Annotated in this window: 12 protein-coding genes; 6 read left to right on the forward strand and 6 right to left on the reverse strand. The window is 60.3% G+C overall.

Features of this window, described 5'->3' with window-relative positions:
* Positions 1–13: 13 nt before the first annotated feature.
* From dapA to prpC, 5 genes are all read right to left on the reverse strand, one after another.
* On the reverse strand, positions 14–889 hold the full coding sequence (dapA, locus tag JLC71_RS04005; RefSeq protein WP_200917385.1) for a 4-hydroxy-tetrahydrodipicolinate synthase: 876 nt from the start codon (positions 887–889) through the stop codon (positions 14–16).
* An 85-nt stretch (positions 890–974) separates the two neighbouring features.
* Positions 975–4,076 (reverse strand): efflux RND transporter permease subunit, encoded by a 3,102-nt coding sequence (locus tag JLC71_RS04010; protein ID WP_200917386.1) that lies wholly within the window; start codon positions 4,074–4,076, stop codon positions 975–977.
* 23 nt (positions 4,077–4,099) lie between these two features.
* Positions 4,100–5,209, reverse strand: a complete 1,110-nt coding sequence (locus JLC71_RS04015; RefSeq protein ID WP_200917387.1) for an efflux RND transporter periplasmic adaptor subunit — start codon at positions 5,207–5,209, stop codon at positions 4,100–4,102.
* Between the two features lie 89 nt (positions 5,210–5,298).
* Positions 5,299–6,711, reverse strand: coding sequence for a bifunctional 2-methylcitrate dehydratase/aconitate hydratase (locus JLC71_RS04020; protein WP_200917388.1), 1,413 nt, complete (start codon positions 6,709–6,711; stop codon positions 5,299–5,301).
* Positions 6,708–7,862 carry a bifunctional 2-methylcitrate synthase/citrate synthase gene (prpC, locus tag JLC71_RS04025; protein ID WP_200917389.1) on the reverse strand — a complete coding sequence of 385 codons (1,155 nt, stop codon included), beginning with the start codon at positions 7,860–7,862 and terminating at the stop codon, positions 6,708–6,710. Before prpC ends, JLC71_RS04020 begins: the two co-directional genes overlap by 4 nt.
* A gap of 383 nt (positions 7,863–8,245) precedes the next feature.
* On the opposite strand from prpC, the gene nagE reads away from it, so the two are divergent.
* The gene (nagE, locus tag JLC71_RS04030; RefSeq protein ID WP_200917390.1) at positions 8,246–10,252 is read left to right on the forward strand and encodes an N-acetylglucosamine-specific PTS transporter subunit IIBC; all 2,007 of its coding nucleotides are present in this window, start codon (positions 8,246–8,248) and stop codon (positions 10,250–10,252) included.
* A 165-nt stretch (positions 10,253–10,417) separates the two neighbouring features.
* Here nagE and JLC71_RS04035 read toward each other — a convergent pair whose 3' ends face one another.
* Positions 10,418–11,398, reverse strand: coding sequence for a malate dehydrogenase (locus tag JLC71_RS04035; protein WP_200917391.1), 981 nt, complete (start codon positions 11,396–11,398; stop codon positions 10,418–10,420).
* A gap of 236 nt (positions 11,399–11,634) precedes the next feature.
* Here JLC71_RS04035 and JLC71_RS04040 point away from each other — a divergent pair, with 236 nt between their 5' ends.
* The 5 genes from JLC71_RS04040 (at position 11,635) to JLC71_RS04060 (ending at position 15,731) form a co-directional block, all read left to right on the forward strand.
* Positions 11,635–12,360 (forward strand): GntR family transcriptional regulator, encoded by a 726-nt coding sequence (locus JLC71_RS04040; RefSeq protein ID WP_374757617.1) that lies wholly within the window; start codon positions 11,635–11,637, stop codon positions 12,358–12,360.
* A 159-nt stretch (positions 12,361–12,519) separates the two neighbouring features.
* Positions 12,520–12,894 (forward strand): succinate dehydrogenase, cytochrome b556 subunit, encoded by a 375-nt coding sequence (gene sdhC / locus JLC71_RS04045; protein ID WP_200917393.1) that lies wholly within the window; start codon positions 12,520–12,522, stop codon positions 12,892–12,894.
* The gene (sdhD, locus tag JLC71_RS04050) at positions 12,888–13,235 is read left to right on the forward strand and encodes a succinate dehydrogenase, hydrophobic membrane anchor protein (RefSeq protein WP_200917394.1); all 348 of its coding nucleotides are present in this window, start codon (positions 12,888–12,890) and stop codon (positions 13,233–13,235) included. Before sdhC ends, sdhD begins: the two co-directional genes overlap by 7 nt.
* Entirely contained in the window at positions 13,235–15,007 is a 1,773-nt protein-coding gene (sdhA, locus tag JLC71_RS04055) for a succinate dehydrogenase flavoprotein subunit (RefSeq protein ID WP_200917395.1), read from the forward strand. The genes sdhD and sdhA overlap by 1 nt, the downstream gene beginning before the upstream one ends.
* 13 nt (positions 15,008–15,020) lie before the next feature.
* Entirely contained in the window at positions 15,021–15,731 is a 711-nt protein-coding gene (locus tag JLC71_RS04060) for a succinate dehydrogenase iron-sulfur subunit (RefSeq protein ID WP_200917396.1), read from the forward strand.
* Positions 15,732–15,757 lie beyond the last annotated feature (26 nt).

A 15,757-nucleotide genomic window follows, 5' to 3' on the forward strand; every position in this document is an offset into this window, starting at 1 on the left:
GGGTTGGGCGGTCTCAGAGCGCGCCGGCAGCCTGCATGGCTTGGCGGACGACAGCGTGAGCGCTGTCCGAGAGTCGGGTCAGTGGCAAGCGGATGCCGGAAGGGATCAGGCCCATTTCTTCGAGCGCCCACTTCACCGGGATCGGATTGGCTTCAACGAACAGGTGCTTGTGCAGACCCTGAAGTGGTTTGTTTAGTTCGCGCGCGCCCTGAATGTCGCCGGCGAGCGCGGCTTTGCACATTTGGGCCATCAGGCGCGGCGCGACGTTGGCGGTGACCGAAATCACGCCGTGGCCGCCTTGCAGGATGAAGGCCATGGTTGACGCATCATCACCGCTCAAAATGGTGAAGCCTTGTGGGGCGAGGCTGACAAATTCGGCCGCGCGCTCCATATTGGCCGTCGCGTCCTTGATGCCGACGATGCCGGGTACTTCGGCCAGGCGCAGCGCCGTTTCGGTCGACAGGTCGGCAACGGTGCGGCCCGGTACGTTATACAGCAGCGTCGGCAGGCCGCTTTCGGTCGCGATGGCGCGGAAGTGCTGATAAAGGCCTTCCTGCGTCGGTTTATTGTAATAAGGCACGACCGAGAGGCCGTAGTCGGCGCCGACTTCCTTGGCGCGGCGCGACAGATAGATGGCTTCGCGAGTCGAATTGGCGCCGGTGCCGGCGATGACCGGGACACGCCCGGCGGCTTGTTCGACGATCACGCGGATGATTTCGATGTGCTCTTCAACGTCGACCGTCGGCGACTCACCGGTCGTGCCGACGGCGACGAGGCCGTTGGTACCTTCGGCAATGTGCCAGTCAACGAGCTTGCGCAAGCTCGCAAAATCAAGGCTGCCGTCTTCAAACATCGGGGTGGCCAGTGCCACCAAACTACCTGTCAACATGCCCGCTTACCCGTTCTGGTCATTGAAACGATCAGTCGGCATTCTAACCCGGTGCGGGCGCGGGCGGAAACCCGCTTGTGGACCCTCAAGCGCGCGACTTGCGCAGGCTTCTTATGCACCATGCGCTGAGATCGTCGAGCCAGGTAAACACGACCGGCACCACGACCAGGGTCAGTAGCGTCGAGGTGATCACGCCGCCGATGATGGCGTGCGCCATCGGTGCGCGCTGTTCCGAGCCTTCGCCCAGCGCAAAGGCCAGTGGCAGCATGCCGACGATCATCGCGGCAGTGGTCATCAGGATGGGCCGCAAACGCACCCGGCCAGCCTCGGCAATGGCGTCCGCACGATCCATGCCTTCGCGGCGCAGATGATTGACGAAGTCGACCAGCAGGATGGCGTTCTTGGTGACGAGGCCCATCAGCATGATGACGCCAATGATCGAAAAAATGTTCAGCGTGCTGCGCCACATCAGCAGTGCCAGCAGGACGCCCACCAGCGACAGCGGTAGCGAGGTCATGATCGCGAACGGCTGAAGGAAGTGACCAAACTGCGAGGCGAGAATCATGTAAATGAAGATGACGCCGAGCAGCAGCGCGGCGAGGGCATAGCCGGCGGATTCCTGCATGCTCTTGGTGTCGCCGCCGGCCACGAAACGGTAACCCGGCGGAAGTTTGAACTCGGCTTGCAGTTTGTCGATGTCGCGCTGAACTTCCCCGGTGGTACGGCCGGCGACGTTGGCGGTGATGTTCGACTCGCGGAACAGATTGCGCCGGTTGATCTGGACCGGGCTTTCCGATGATCGAACCGTGGCGATTTCGGTGAGCGGCACCAGTATCGGCAGGCCGTTGGCGTCACGCAGGCTGCTGGTGAAATGGATGCTCTCCAGACTGCTGCGATTTTCGCGCGCATTGGCGGCCAGGCGCACATTGACGTCATAGCTTTCACCGTCCGGTGCCAGCCAGTTGCCGCTTTCTTCGCCGGCTACCAGTGGACGCAACGCGCTGCCGATTTGCGAGATGTCGAGCCCGAGGCTGGCGGCGCGATCGCGGTTAATGTCGATATCCAGTGCCGGCCGCGCAGCTTTCATGCTGGCCTCGACGTCGACCACGCCGGGGATCTGGTTGAGGCGGGAAGTGAAGTCGCCGCTCAGGGTGCGCAAGCGCGCCAGATCGGTGCCCTGCAGCGAGATCTGGATCGCCTTGCCTTCCGGACCACCGCCGCCCAGCGGCATGATGGACCGGATCGATACGCCGGCGATCGCGGCAAGCCGGGTGCGGAACTGGGCGATCAGTTCGTTCTGGCTGCGCGCGCGGGTTTTTTTCGGTGTCAGCATGATGGTCATGCGCGCACTGTTTTTGCCTTGAGCGCCGCCGGTGTTGATTGCGGTATAGGTTTCGCGCACCTCGGGAAAGGCCTTGAGCGCTGTTTCGACCTGCCGCGTTTTTGCTGCGGTGTATTCCAGTGACGAGCCGACCGGGGTTTCGAATTGCAGTGAAACCTTGGATAAGTCGGGTTTGGGTACGAATTCGGCACCGATAAAGCGCGCAAGCATAAAAGCGGCGACCAGACTGGCCAGGGCGATGCCGATCACGGCGAGGCGATGAGCAAGGCTCCAGCGGATCAGCGCGCTGTAGCGGGTGGATAGCCAATTCATGCCGTTCTCGAAGGTGTCGAGCAGGCGGCCCAGCGGGCGCTTGCCGCCATGGGTGTGCGGATCGGCCCAGACCGACGAAAGCATCGGATCAAGCGTGAACGAGACGAACATCGAAATGAGCACCGCCGCGCAGACCGTCAGGCCGAACTGGTGGAAGAACTTGCCGATGATGCCGCCCATGAAACCGACCGGCAGGAACACCGCGACAATGGTCGACGTGGTGGCCAGTACGGCAAGGCCGATTTCCCTGGTGCCGTCCATCGCCGCTGTGTAGTGGTCCTTGCCCAGCGCCGCGTGGCGGACGATGTTTTCACGTACCACGATGGCGTCGTCGATCAGCAGGCCGATGCAGAGCGAGAGCGCCATCATCGTCATGACGTTGATGGTGAAACCGGCGATATACAGTACGAAAAAGGTGCCGATCAGCGCCACTGGCAGCGTCAGGCCGGTGATGACGGTGCTGCGCCATGAGCCAAGAAAGAGAAAGACGATGGCGATGGTCAGCAGGGCGCCTTCGATCATCGTGGTTTTGACGTCGGACAGCGAGGCACGGATGCCTTCGGCATTGTCGGTCAGGAGGGAGAGCTTGATGCCCTCGGCCGCATACTCGCGATTGAGGGTGTCCATCTCGGCGTGAATCCGGTCACTGACCTCGACGGTGTTGGCACCATTGACCTTCTTGATGTCGATCGAGATGGCCCGCTGGCCATTGACGAGCGCAAGGCTGTCTTCCTCTGCCTGCCCGTCGCGCACCGTGGCGACGTCGCCAAGATAAATCGGCGCGCCACTACGCCAGGCGACGATGACCTTGCCGAAGTCGGTCGACGTTTTCAGCAGCCCCTTGATCTGCACGACCTCTTCGCGCCCGCGCGACTGAATCGTGCCGACCGGGACTTCGGCGTTTTGCGCCCGCAGCGCATTCATCACGTCGTTGATGCCGATTTTCAGTTCGGCAAGCTTTTGCGGCCGCAATATCACTTCGATCTGGCGTGCCGTTGCACCGACGAGTTCGGCCTGGCCGACGCCCTGGATGGTTTCAAAGCGTTTCTTGAAAACCTGTTCGGCACGGCTGGTCAGTTCACGCGGACTGAGCCGGTCGGAGCGCAGGACCAGCGAGGCGATAGGGAGGTCGTCCGGGCTGTAACGACTGATCGTCGGCGTTTTGACTTCATCGCGGAAAGTCGGCGTGACGGCGGCGACCTTTTCGCGCACATCCTGAACGGCGATTTCGGGCTCGACCGAGAGATCGAATTCGGCAACGACCACCGACAAGCCCTGATAGGAGTACGAATGCAGTTGCTCAAGGCCGTTGACGGTATTGAGTGCCTCTTCGATTTTCTTGGTGACGTCGGATTCGACGATCTCCGGTGCTGCGCTCGGATACTGGGTGCTGACCACTACCACCGGGAACTTGACGTCCGGCAGCTCCTCGACCGGCAGTCGCTTGATTGAAAACAGCCCGAGAACGAGCAGCGACAGCATCATCATGGTCGCAAATACCGGGTTCTGGATGCTGACGCGGGTAAACCACATCGGTGTTGCTCCTGGTGAGTGGCTTAGCGGCGGGCGGGGAGTTTGACCATGGCGCCGGGTGCGAGCTGTACGCCGCTTGCGAGCACGACGGCATCCTGTTTCAGGCCGTCGATGATTTCGATTCGGCCGTTGTGCTCGTCGCGGGCGCCGGTGCGCACGGCATGGCGAACCAGCTTGCCCGATTCGATGGCGAGTACGTAGCTTTGGCCGTTTTCTTCGTGCAGCGCGCTCAGTGGCAGGGCGAGTACCGAGGCGTGCTTCGCGATATCGATGATGCCCTGTGCAAACAGGCCGCTACGCAGTGCGTCATCGCGATTGTCGATGCGAACATAGACCTCGACGGCCTTGGATGCGTCGTTCACGCCGGGATTGATGCGGACGATGTGGCCTGTATAGCGCGCCGGAAAGCCATCGACCTGAAAGCTGACCGTCTGTTCGAGGCGGATTTCACCGATCCGCCGGGCCGGAATGTTGGCGATCAGCTCGAGGCTGGAAAGATCGATCAGCGTGAAGAGCTTGCCGTTGACGCCCAGATGCTGGCCGGGCTCGGCAAGGCGCTCGGCAATGACGCCATCGAACGGTGCGCGGACGACGGTTTTTGCCTGCGCCTGCCGTGCCAGCCCGAGCTGCGCCTCGGCGACGTGTGCATCGGCGGCGGCGGCCTGTAGCTGGCTTTGCGTTGTATCGAAGGCGTTCTTGGAGATGAAGTTCTGTTTGAGTAGGTTCTGGTTGCGTTCGCTCAAGCGGCGGTTGTAATCAAGCAAGTCGCGGCGTTTTGCAAGCTGGGCTTGGGCGACGGTGACTTGGCGATCCAGGTCGCTGGCATCCAGTCTGGCGATAATCTGCCCGCGTTGGACGCGCTGGCCGGGACGGACTTCAATCGCGGCGATCTGGCCTTCGATCTGCGCGGTGATCGTGGTCTGCTGCTCGGCCTGCAAGGTGCCGGTGACCGCGAGGGTATGCGTTACGTCGCTGCGGCTGACGGTAACGACATCTTCCTGCGCCAACTCCACCGCTGCAGCGCGGGCTGGCGTCGATGCCGGGGCGGGTTGATGAGTGACGGCGGCAATCAGTACGCCTGCGCCAAGGAGTGTCAGTGCGGCTATCCAGAGCGTACGGGGGCGCAGTTTCATCGGGCGTTCATCCTCGGCTTGAAGCGGTATCGCACCGCATTCTATCGGGCTGCGATACGGCAAACCACTGTGTCGAAGGATGGACGCCTTCAGGCGATGGTCAGGTCGACGAGTTCGGCGACAGGGGCGGCGTCGCAATCGGGGTCGAGGATGCGACGGATGAGTGCCTGTTGCTGGTGGGGGTTCAGATGCTGCGCGGTGTTTGCCTTGAACTTGTCGATCAGGTGCGGGCGTGCTTCGGTGCGGCGCAAACGATGTCCGAGCGGCAGCTCAACCGCTTGGGTGATCTCGCGGCTACCGTCGTTGAAGTGGATGCGAATGCCATTGGCGATGCTGCGTTTTTGCGGGTCGAGGTAGTCGCGACTCCATTGCGGATTCTCGATGACGGTCATCTTGGCGCGTAGTCGCTCGACGCGTGAATCACTGCCGGCATCGTCTTCGTAGTCGCCGGCATTCAAGTCGCCGCGCAGTAGCGCCACTGCGGTCATGTATTGCAGGCAATGGTCGCGCGCGGCCGGGTTGGTCAGCGGACCATCGCGAACGATGATGCGCATGGCCGCTTCGGTGGTGCTGATTTCGATCGAGGCTATGCTGTCAAACCGGCCGATCAGTTGCGGGTGCAACTGAATCGCGGCTTCGACCGCGGTTTGGCCGTGGAACTCGGCCGGATGGGCGACCTTGAACAAAATGTGCTCCATCACGTAACTCGTCAGTGGTTGCGCGAGGGTGATGGCCTGCCCGCGAAAGAGCGCATCCTGAAATCCCCAAGTCGGTGTGGTGATGGCGGTGGGATAGCCGAGTTCGCCCTTGCGGGTGAGTAGCACCAGCCAGACTGCGCGGCTGGCCGCATCGCCGGCTGCCCAGGATTTGCGCGGGCCGGCGTTGGGCGCATGGCGATAAACGCGCAGCGGCGTGCCATCAAGCCAGGTGTGCGAAAGTGCGTTGATGACGTCGTTTCTATCGCCGCCAAGCATGTGCATGGCGATGGCGCAGCTTGCGACCTTGACGAGCAGAACGTGATCCAGCCCGACCCGGTTGAAGGCGTTACCCAGTGCGAGCACGCCCTGGATTTCGTAGGCCTGAATCATGGCGATCAAGAGCTGCCGCTGTGTAACCGGGTGATCGTTGCGGCAGCGCCAGTCGGCTATCGCCAGTAACGCGCCGAGATTGTCGGACGGGTGAGCCCATTCGGCGGCGAGCCAAGTGTCGTTGTAGTCGAGCCAGCGGATCAGCGTCGTGGCGTCGAACGTGGCCTTGACCGGGTCGAGTATCTCGCCAGTGCCGATGACCCGTGCGCCCTTGGGGGTTTTGGTGCCCGGCAGGATGGGGCCGAGCAGCCGGGTGCAGGCGGGGTGGTCGAGTGCGGCAATCGCGCAGCCCAGGCTGTCGAGCAGGCAAAGCCGGGCAGTGGCGATGGCTTCCTCGCTGGGGGCGAACGGCTGGCAGACGTAATCGGCAATCGTTTGCAAAAGCGCGTCGGCATGGCGTTGGTAGTGGTTCACGCGGTGCGTTCCTCAATGGGCGGGACCATGCGTTCTGCTGGGCCGGTATAAATGGCGGTCGGCCGGATGATCTTGCCGCTGGCGCGTTGTTCGATCACATGCGCGGCCCAGCCGCTGGTACGCGCGATGACGAACAGCGGCGTGAACAGCTCGGTCGGGATGCCGAGCATGTGATAGGCCGATGCCGAGTACCAATCCAGATTGGGAAACAGGTTTTTTCGGGTTCGCATCATCGTTTCGATCCGCTCGGAAATCTCGAAAAGGCGCGGGTTGCCTCCGGTCTGGCAGAGCCGTTGCGAAATCGCCTTGATGATCGGGCTGCGCGGGTCGGACTGTGTGTAAACAGGGTGGCCGAAACCGATGACGATTTCGTGTTGATCAAGCCGCTTCGTCATATCTGCTTCTGCTTCATCCGCCGAGTCGTAGCGGGCCAGAATGTCCATGGCGACTTCATTGGCGCCGCCGTGTCTGGGGCCCTTCAGGGCGGCAATGCCGCCGCAGATGCAGCCATACAGGTCGGTGCCGGTGCTGGCGATGACCCGGTTGGTGAAAGTCGATGCATTGAATTCGTGTTCGGCGTACAGGATGAGCGACTGGTCGAGCGCGCGAACATGCTCGGGCGAGGCGGGCTGGCCATGCAGCAAACGCAGGAAGTGGCCGGCGATGCCGCTGTCACCGGTTTCGGTATCGATGCGGCGGCCGTGCCGGCTGAAGTGATACCAGTACAGTAGTAGCGATGGCAGAGTGGCCAGAAGGCGGTCGGCGATCTCTCTGGCGCCGGTCGCGCCGTGCTCTTCCTTTTCGGGAAGGATGCAGCCGAGCGCGGAAACGCCGGTTCGCAATACATCCATCGGGTGCGTGGCGGCGGGAATGTGCTCGAGGATGGCGATGGCTTCGCGAGGGAGGCCGCGGGCGGCGATCAGTCGTTGCCGGTATTGCGCCAGCGTTGCTTCGTCCGGGAGTCGTTGGTGGATGAGCAGGTGGGCGATTTCTTCGTAGGCACAGCCTTGCGCCAACGCAAAAATCGGGTAGCCACGGTAGTGTAAATTGTCACCGTTCCTGCCGACCGTGCATATTGCCGTCTCGCCTGCGGCGACCCCTGATAGCGCAACCGATTTTTTCGGGGGCGGTGGTGTCGGGATTTCTTCCATGGCGAGTCTCCTGTCGGGAGGGGGTAATGCTGAATGGGTTAAACCGTTATTCAATAATTCGTTAGTGTATTCATCGGGATAGGTGATTTCCCTTGCTGAATGATGGCAGATTGATTGCCATGGCCCGGTGACAAGTGGAAAAATCGGTCACGCCTCGCCATAAAGTACTAATTTATTTACGTTAGCCTTTAGGTTTATGTCACTTTATTTACCGTAAAGTCAGATAGGAGGCAGAATGAGCACTGCAAGCGGGTTGCAAAAATCCGGGTAGGGAAGTGGTAGGCGCTGTGGGCGAGCCTGTTGCCGCCTGTATTGGGGCTTCGATGGTGTTGGGCAGGGTCGCTTGGTGGCGTCCTGCATGAATGCGAAAAAAGGGGGTAGGTGTGAACGTTCTAGGATATTTACAAAAAATCGGCCGTGCGCTGATGGTGCCGGTGGCAACGCTGCCGGCTGCCGCAATCTTGATGGGTATCGGCTACTGGCTGGATCCGACGGGTTGGGGTGGTAATAGCGCTGTTGCGGCGTTCCTGATTACGGCTGGTGCCGCGATCATCGATAACATGGCCGTTCTGTTTGCGGTTGGTGTTGCTTACGGTATGTCCAAGGACAAGGATGGCGCTGCCGCGCTGGCCGGTCTGGTTGGTTTCTATGTACTGACCAAGCTGCTGTCGCCAGCTGCCGTGTCGATGATTCAAGGTATTCCGCTCGCGGAAGTGCCGGCGGCCTTCGGCAAAATCAACAACCAGTTCGTCGGTATTCTGACTGGTGTGATTACGGCTGAACTCTATAACCGCTTCAGCCATGTCGAACTGCACAAGGCTTTGGCCTTCTTCAGTGGCAAGCGTCTGGTGCCGATCCTCACGTCCTTCGTGATGATTTTCGTCGCTTTCGCGATGATGCTGATCTGGCCGGTGATCTACAACGGCCTGGTTCACTTCGGTGAAACCATTCAAGGCATGGGTAGCCTCGGTGCCGGTATCTACGCCTTCTTCAACCGTCTGCTGATCCCGGTGGGCCTGCATCACGCGCTGAACTCGGTGTTCTGGTTTGACGTCGCGGGTATCAACGATATCCCGAACTTCCTCGGTGGTGCCAAGTCGATCGCTGAAGGCAAGGCTGTGCTCGGTCTTACCGGTCGTTATCAGGCTGGTTTCTTCCCGATCATGATGTTCGGCCTGCCGGGTGCTGCGCTGGCCATCTATCACACCGCCAAGCCGCAGAACAAGGCTCGCGTTGCTTCGCTGATGATTGCTGCCGCGTTTGCCGCGTTCTTCACCGGTATTACCGAGCCGCTTGAATTCTCGTTCATGTTCGTGGCGCCGCCGCTGTATCTGTTGCATGCCTTCCTGACGGGTGTTTCGGTATACATCGCCGCCAGCATGCAATGGATCTCCGGTTTCGGCTTCAGTGCCGGCCTGGTCGACATGGTGCTCTCGTCGCGTAACCCGCTGGCGCGTGAGTGGTACATGCTGATTCCGCAGGGCATCGTCTTCTTCATCATCTACTATGTCAGCTTCCGTGCTGTGATCGGTGCCTTCAATCTGAAGACCCCGGGCCGTGAGGATGATGAGTTGGCTGAAGATGGTTCGGTAGCTGTTGCTGCACCGGTATCGTCGGATAACGCGACGCTGGCTCGTGGTTACCTTGATGTGATCGGTGGCAACGCCAATCTGACGTCGATTGATGCGTGCATCACCCGTCTTCGCCTTGGTGTGAAGGATTCGGCGCTGGTTGACGAAGCTGCGGCCAAGCGTCTCGGTGCTTCGGGTATCGTTCGCCTGAACAAGGAAAACGTTCAGATCATCATCGGGCCGAAGGCCGAGCTGGTTGCCGATGTGATGCGTACCCTCAAGGGTGGCGTTGCCCCGGTTGCTGCTGCCGCTGCTGCTCCGGTTGCCGCCGCTGCTGCACCGGCCAAGGCTGCTGCAGGTGATCTGGTGCTGGTTGCGCCAATTACCGGCGATATCGTGCCGCTGGAAGAAGTGCCGGATCCGGCTTTCGCAAGCAAGGCTGTTGGTGAAGGTGTGGCAATTCGCCCGACCGGCAAGCTGGTTGTGTCGCCGGTGGCTGGTACGATCGTCAAGATCTTCAACAGCAACCACGCGTTCGCAATGCTGGCCGACAATGGTGCCGAGCTGATCGTGCACATCGGTGTTGATACCGTGAAACTGGGTGGTCAGGGCTTCAAGCGCCTGGCTGAGCAAGGTTCGCGCGTCAATGCTGGGGATCCTGTGCTCGAGCTGGATCTGGCTTACCTTGAGCAGAATGCTCAGTCGGTCATCAGCCCGGTGATCGTCAGTAACGTCGACCAGTTTGCGGGTGTTACGAATGTCGCAACCGGCTCGGTAGTTGCTGGCCAAACCAAGCTGTATACGCTGAAAGCGAAGTAATTCAGCCTGATGATGGCCGCACTTCGAGTGCGGCCATCAGTAAAAAAGCCCCGACTTTGGTCGGGGCTTTTTTATGCGCTGGATGTATGTACGCAAGATGCGCAAAGATGTCGGGCGAAAAAAACGGGCTGCTTGAGCCCGTTTTTTTTTTAAATCGCAGATGGCTTAACCAAGCAGGTGCTTGATCGCATCGCGCTCTTCCGACAGCTCTTTCGCCGATGCATCCATGCGGACGCGGCTGAATTCGCTGATCTCCAGGCCTTCGATGATGCTGTACTTGCCATCCTTGCAGGTGACCGGGTAGCCGTAGATCAGATCGCTATAGCCGTACTCGCCATTGGCTGGTACGCCCATGGTGACCCAGTCGCCTTCCGGTGTGCCCAGCACCCAGTTGCGGATGTGGTCGATGGCGGCATTGGCGGCCGACGCGGCCGACGACAGGCCGCGTGCCTTGATGATGGCTGCGCCGCGCTGTTGTACGGTCGGGATGAAGTCGCTTTCGAGCCATTTTTGATCGTTGATCAGGCTGGCGGCGTTCTGGCCCTTTACTTCGGCGTGGAAGATATCCGGATACTGGGTGGCCGAGTGGTTACCCCAGATGATCATCTTTTTCACGTCGGTGACGGCGTTGCCGGTCTTCTGGCCGATCTGCGTCAGTGCGCGATTGTGATCGAGGCGCATCATCGCGGTGAAGTTGGCCGGGTTCAGATCCGGTGCGTTCTTCATGGCGATGTAGGCATTGGTGTTGGCCGGGTTGCCGACCACGAGCACCTTCACGTCACGGCTGGCGACTTCGTTCAGTGCACGACCCTGGGTGGTGAAGATTGCGCCGTTGGCTTCGAGCAGGTCCTTGCGCTCCATGCCCGGGCCGCGCGGACGCGCGCCAACCAGCAGGGCGATGTCGGCATCCTTGAATGCGATCTTGGGGTCGTCGCTCTGGACAATGCCGTGCAGTAGCGGGAACGCACAGTCATCCAGTTCCATGACCACGCCGTTCAATGCCGGCAGGCTGGGGGTGATGTCTAGCAGTTGCAGGATGACCGGCTGGTCCGGGCCGAGCATGGCGCCGGAAGCAATGCGGAACAGCAGGCTGTAGCCGATCTGGCCGGCTGCGCCTGTTACGGCGACGCGTACGGGTTTTTTCATTGGTTCACTCCGAAACTCGGCGGTTGTCCGCCGTCTACGACTACGGCAATGCGTCACAAAAGCACACTGCGCGCATGAAAGGGGTTCTTCTTGAAGCAGGCCAAGTTTATCACGCGATTTCAGCCTGTGTGCAGGCTGTAGCGCATTTGCCGGTAAAGTGTGATTCATCTGTTGTCTTATATAAGACTGTAGTAGACTGCGCTCCGACAACATGATAAAAAGCGTCTCATACACTTATGCGCAAGCTCACAGTTCAACCTCTCTACCGCCAAGTAATGCGGGAAGTGCTGGCTTCGGTCGAGGCCGGGACTTGGCGCGAGGATGAAGCCTTGCCGAGCGAAATCGAGCTGGGTGACCGTTTTGGCGTGAGTCAGGGAACGGTGCGTAAGGCGCTCGATGCGCTGGTGGCGGAAGGGCTGCTGTACCGCCGTCAGGGTGTGGGTACTTTTGTGGAGGGTGCCAATGATTTTCTGGCACGCGGGCGTTTTACCGGCTTGTCCGGTGAGGGTGCCGAGGTGCCGAAGTTCGAGTTGCTCGGTTGCGTGAAGATCCATGCCGGCGAGCAGTTGGCCGATATTCTCGGTCTGCGGCGCGGTGCGGCGTTGTGGCAGGTTCGTCGCCATGTGCGCGTGGCCGGCGAGCTGGTCGGGATCGAGGAAATGCTGCTGCCGGAGGCTGGTTTTCCAGATCTGGATGTGCGCAAGATGCGCGAATTGAAGGGCGATGTCCGGGCGTTGTGCTGGCGCGATTTCGGGGTGCGTTTGAAAGACGCCGAAGTTCGTTACAAGGCCATGCCGGCATCACAAGCGGAAGCGCGCTTGCTGCAATGTGAATTGAATGAAGCGCTGTTACAAGTGGTGCGGCTGGCGCGGGATTTTGAAGGCCGGCCGCAAATGTGGAGCGTGGCCTGGATGAAAACCGAGCGCTGGGCGTTCGAACCGCCGGTGCTGATGCAGGCCTGAGGTGCGGTTAGTGGAAAAGGTCGGGAAAGCCGCAGTGTGCTTCCCGTCGGGGTTTGACAGAATGTCGCCTGGTTGCGGTGCCATGTGCGGCGGCAGGCTAAAAAAGACGCTGGCGAGCGGGTCGCCGGCACTCAACACTCGGAGAGAGGATAAGCGCGTATGAAAAAAACACGCCCCAAGCATTTGGCGTTGTGGCAGATCAAGTTTCCCTTGCCTGCCATTGTCTCCGGACTGCATCGCATCAGTGGTGCGCTGCTGGTTCTATCGATTCCTTTCATTCTGTACGCGCTGGAAGGGTCGCTCTCGTCGGCGGAACGTTTTGCCGCTTTCAAGTCCTGTATCGGCAATCCCTTCGTGAAGCTCGGCTTGCTGGTCGTGCTGTGGGGCTTGCTGCATCACGCCTGTGCCGGTGTTCGTTTCCTGCTGATGGATATTCATAAGGGCGTCGATCTGCCAACCGCGCGCATGAGCGCCAAGCTCGTGATGGTTGTCAGTCTTGTTCTTACTGTCGTTCTCGGGGTGGTGGCATGGTAAATCGTCAGGTTGTCGGCGCGCATTACGGTCTGCGCGATTGGCTGGTGCAGCGTGTGACCGCCGTGATCATGCTGGTTTACGGTATCGCCGTTGCCGCATTTGTGCTGTTTGCTTCGGGTGCTTCCTACGAGGCATGGCAAGCGCTTTTCGCCTGTACCTGGGTCAAGGTGCTGACCACCGTGACCGTTGTTGCGCTGCTCTGGCACGCCTGGGTCGGCATGCGCGATATCTGGATGGATTATGCCTATCACACCGGCGTGCGTTTGACGCTGCATGTGCTGACGATCCTCTGGCTTGTCGCCAGCTTTGTTTACTCGGTTAAAGTCGTGTGGGGTGCGTGATGTCGGTTCCAGTTCGTAAATTCGATGCGGTCATCGTCGGTGCGGGCGGTGCAGGCCTGCGCGCCGCGCTGCAATTGTCCGAGGCCGGTCTCAAGACCGCCGTGATCTCCAAGGTGTTCCCGACCCGTTCGCATACCGTTGCCGCGCAAGGTGGTGTATCGGCGTCGCTGGGTAACTCGGAGCCGGATCACTGGCACTGGCATATGTACGACACCGTCAAGGGTTCCGACTGGCTCGGCGACCAGGACGCGATCGAGTTCATGTGTCGCGAAGCGCCGAATGTCGTCGTCGAGCTTGAGCACTACGGCATGCCGTTCGACCGCAACGCCGATGGCACCATTTATCAGCGCCCGTTCGGCGGCCATATGTCGAACTTCGGCGAAAAGCCGGTTCGCCGCGCCTGTGCCGCCGCCGACCGTACCGGTCACGCGATGCTGCATGCGCTGTATCAGCGCAATGTGCGCGCCAATACCCAGTTCTTTGTTGAATGGATGGCGCTCGATCTGGTTCGTGATGAACAAGGTAACGTCCAGGGCGTCGTCGCCATGGAAATGGAAACGTCGGAAGTCTACGTCTTCCAGGCCAAGGCCACCCTGTTCGCCACCGGCGGCGCCGGCCGTATTTTCGCTTCGAGCACCAATGCCTTCATCAACACCGGTGACGGCCTGGGCATGGCGGCACGCGCCGGCATTCCGCTCGAAGACATGGAATTCTGGCAGTTCCATCCGACCGGCGTGGCCGGCGCCGGCGTGCTGATTACCGAAGGCGTTCGCGGCGAAGGCGGCATTCTGCGCAACTCCGAGGGCGAGCGCTTCATGGAGCGCTACGCGCCGAATGCCAAGGATCTGGCGTCGCGTGACGTGGTCTCGCGCGCGATGGTCACGGAGATCAACGAAGGTCGTGGTTGTGGTCCGAACAAGGATCACGTCCTGCTCGACATTACCCACCTGGATCCGGACGTCATCAAGTCCAAGCTGCCGGGCATTCGCGAAATTTCGATCAAGTTTGCCGGTGTCGATCCGATCAAGGCGCCGATTCCGGTCGTGCCGACCTGCCACTACCAGATGGGCGGTATTCCGACCAACTACAAGGGCGAGGTCATCGTCGACGAGCAGCCGGTCAGCGGTTTCTACGCCGCCGGCGAAGTCGCCTGCGCCTCGGTGCACGGCGCCAACCGCCTCGGTACCAACTCGCTGCTTGATTTGCTGGTGTTTGGCAAGAGCTCGGGCAACTCGATGATCGATTTCATCAGGCAGGCGCCGCACGATCTGCCGGTGCTGGCGACTCGCGATGTCGAGCGCACGCTGGCGCGTGTTGAAGCGCTCAACCAGCGCAGCAACGGTACGCAGGTGAACGATGCGCGTCTGGCGATGCAGGCAACGATGCAGAAGCACTGTGGCGTATTCCGCTTCAAGGACATGCTCAAGGAAGGCGTCGCCAAGATTCTCGAAGTCGAAAAAATGGTCGACACCATCGAGATCGGCGACAAGTCCAAGACCTTCAACACCGCACGCCTGGAAGCGCTCGAGCTGCAGAACCTGATCGAAGTCGCCAAGGCGACGATGATTTCGGCCGAGGCCCGTACCGAATCGCGTGGCGCCCACGTGCGTGATGATGCCGAAGATACCCCGGCGAATCCGAATGGCCGCGATGACGAAAACTGGCTCAAGCACACCTTGTGGTACCGCGAAGGCAATGCGCTGAACTACAAGCCGGTGAATATGAAGCCTTTGTCGGTCGAGACGATCGCACTCAAGACCCGTTCTTACTAAGGGTGTACAGAACATGACTACCCGTACCGTCAAATTCAGCATTTACCGCTTCGATCCGGAAAAGGACGCGAAGCCGTACATGAAGGACTATTCCGTCGAACTCGATTCCACCGAGCACAAACTGCTCGATGCGCTGGTCAAGCTCAAGGTCGTCGATGACTCCGTCTCGTTCCGTCGTTCGTGCCGCGAAGGTGTTTGTGGCTCGGATGCGATGAACATCAACGGCCGCAACGGTCTGGCTTGCGTGACCGATGTCGATTCGCTCAAGCAGCCGATCCAGATCCGCCCGCTGCCGGGCCTGCCGGTGGTGCGCGACCTGATCGTCGACATGACCCAGTTCTTCAAGCAGTACCACTCGATCAAGCCGTACGTGATCAACGACACGCCGGCGCCGGATCGCGAACGCCTGCAGTCGCAGGAAGACCGCGAAGAGCTGAACGGCCTGTACGAATGCATCCTGTGCGCGTGCTGCTCGACGTCCTGTCCTTCTTTCTGGTGGAACCCGGACAAGTTCGTCGGCCCGGCCGGTCTGCTCGCCGCTTATCGCTTCATTGCCGATACCCGCGATACCGCCACCAACGAGCGTCTGGATAATCTCGAAGATCCGTACCGGCTGTTCCGCTGCCATTCGATCATGAACTGCGTCGATGTGTGCCCGAAGGAACTCAATCCGACTAAGGCCATCGGCAAGATCAAGGATCTGATGGTCAAGCGCATCGCCTGATTGGCGGTGGACGTATCAAAAGGGAA

Source organism: Jeongeupia sp. HS-3 (genome assembly GCF_015140455.1).
In the GTDB taxonomy this organism is placed as follows: domain Bacteria; phylum Pseudomonadota; class Gammaproteobacteria; order Burkholderiales; family Chitinibacteraceae; genus Jeongeupia.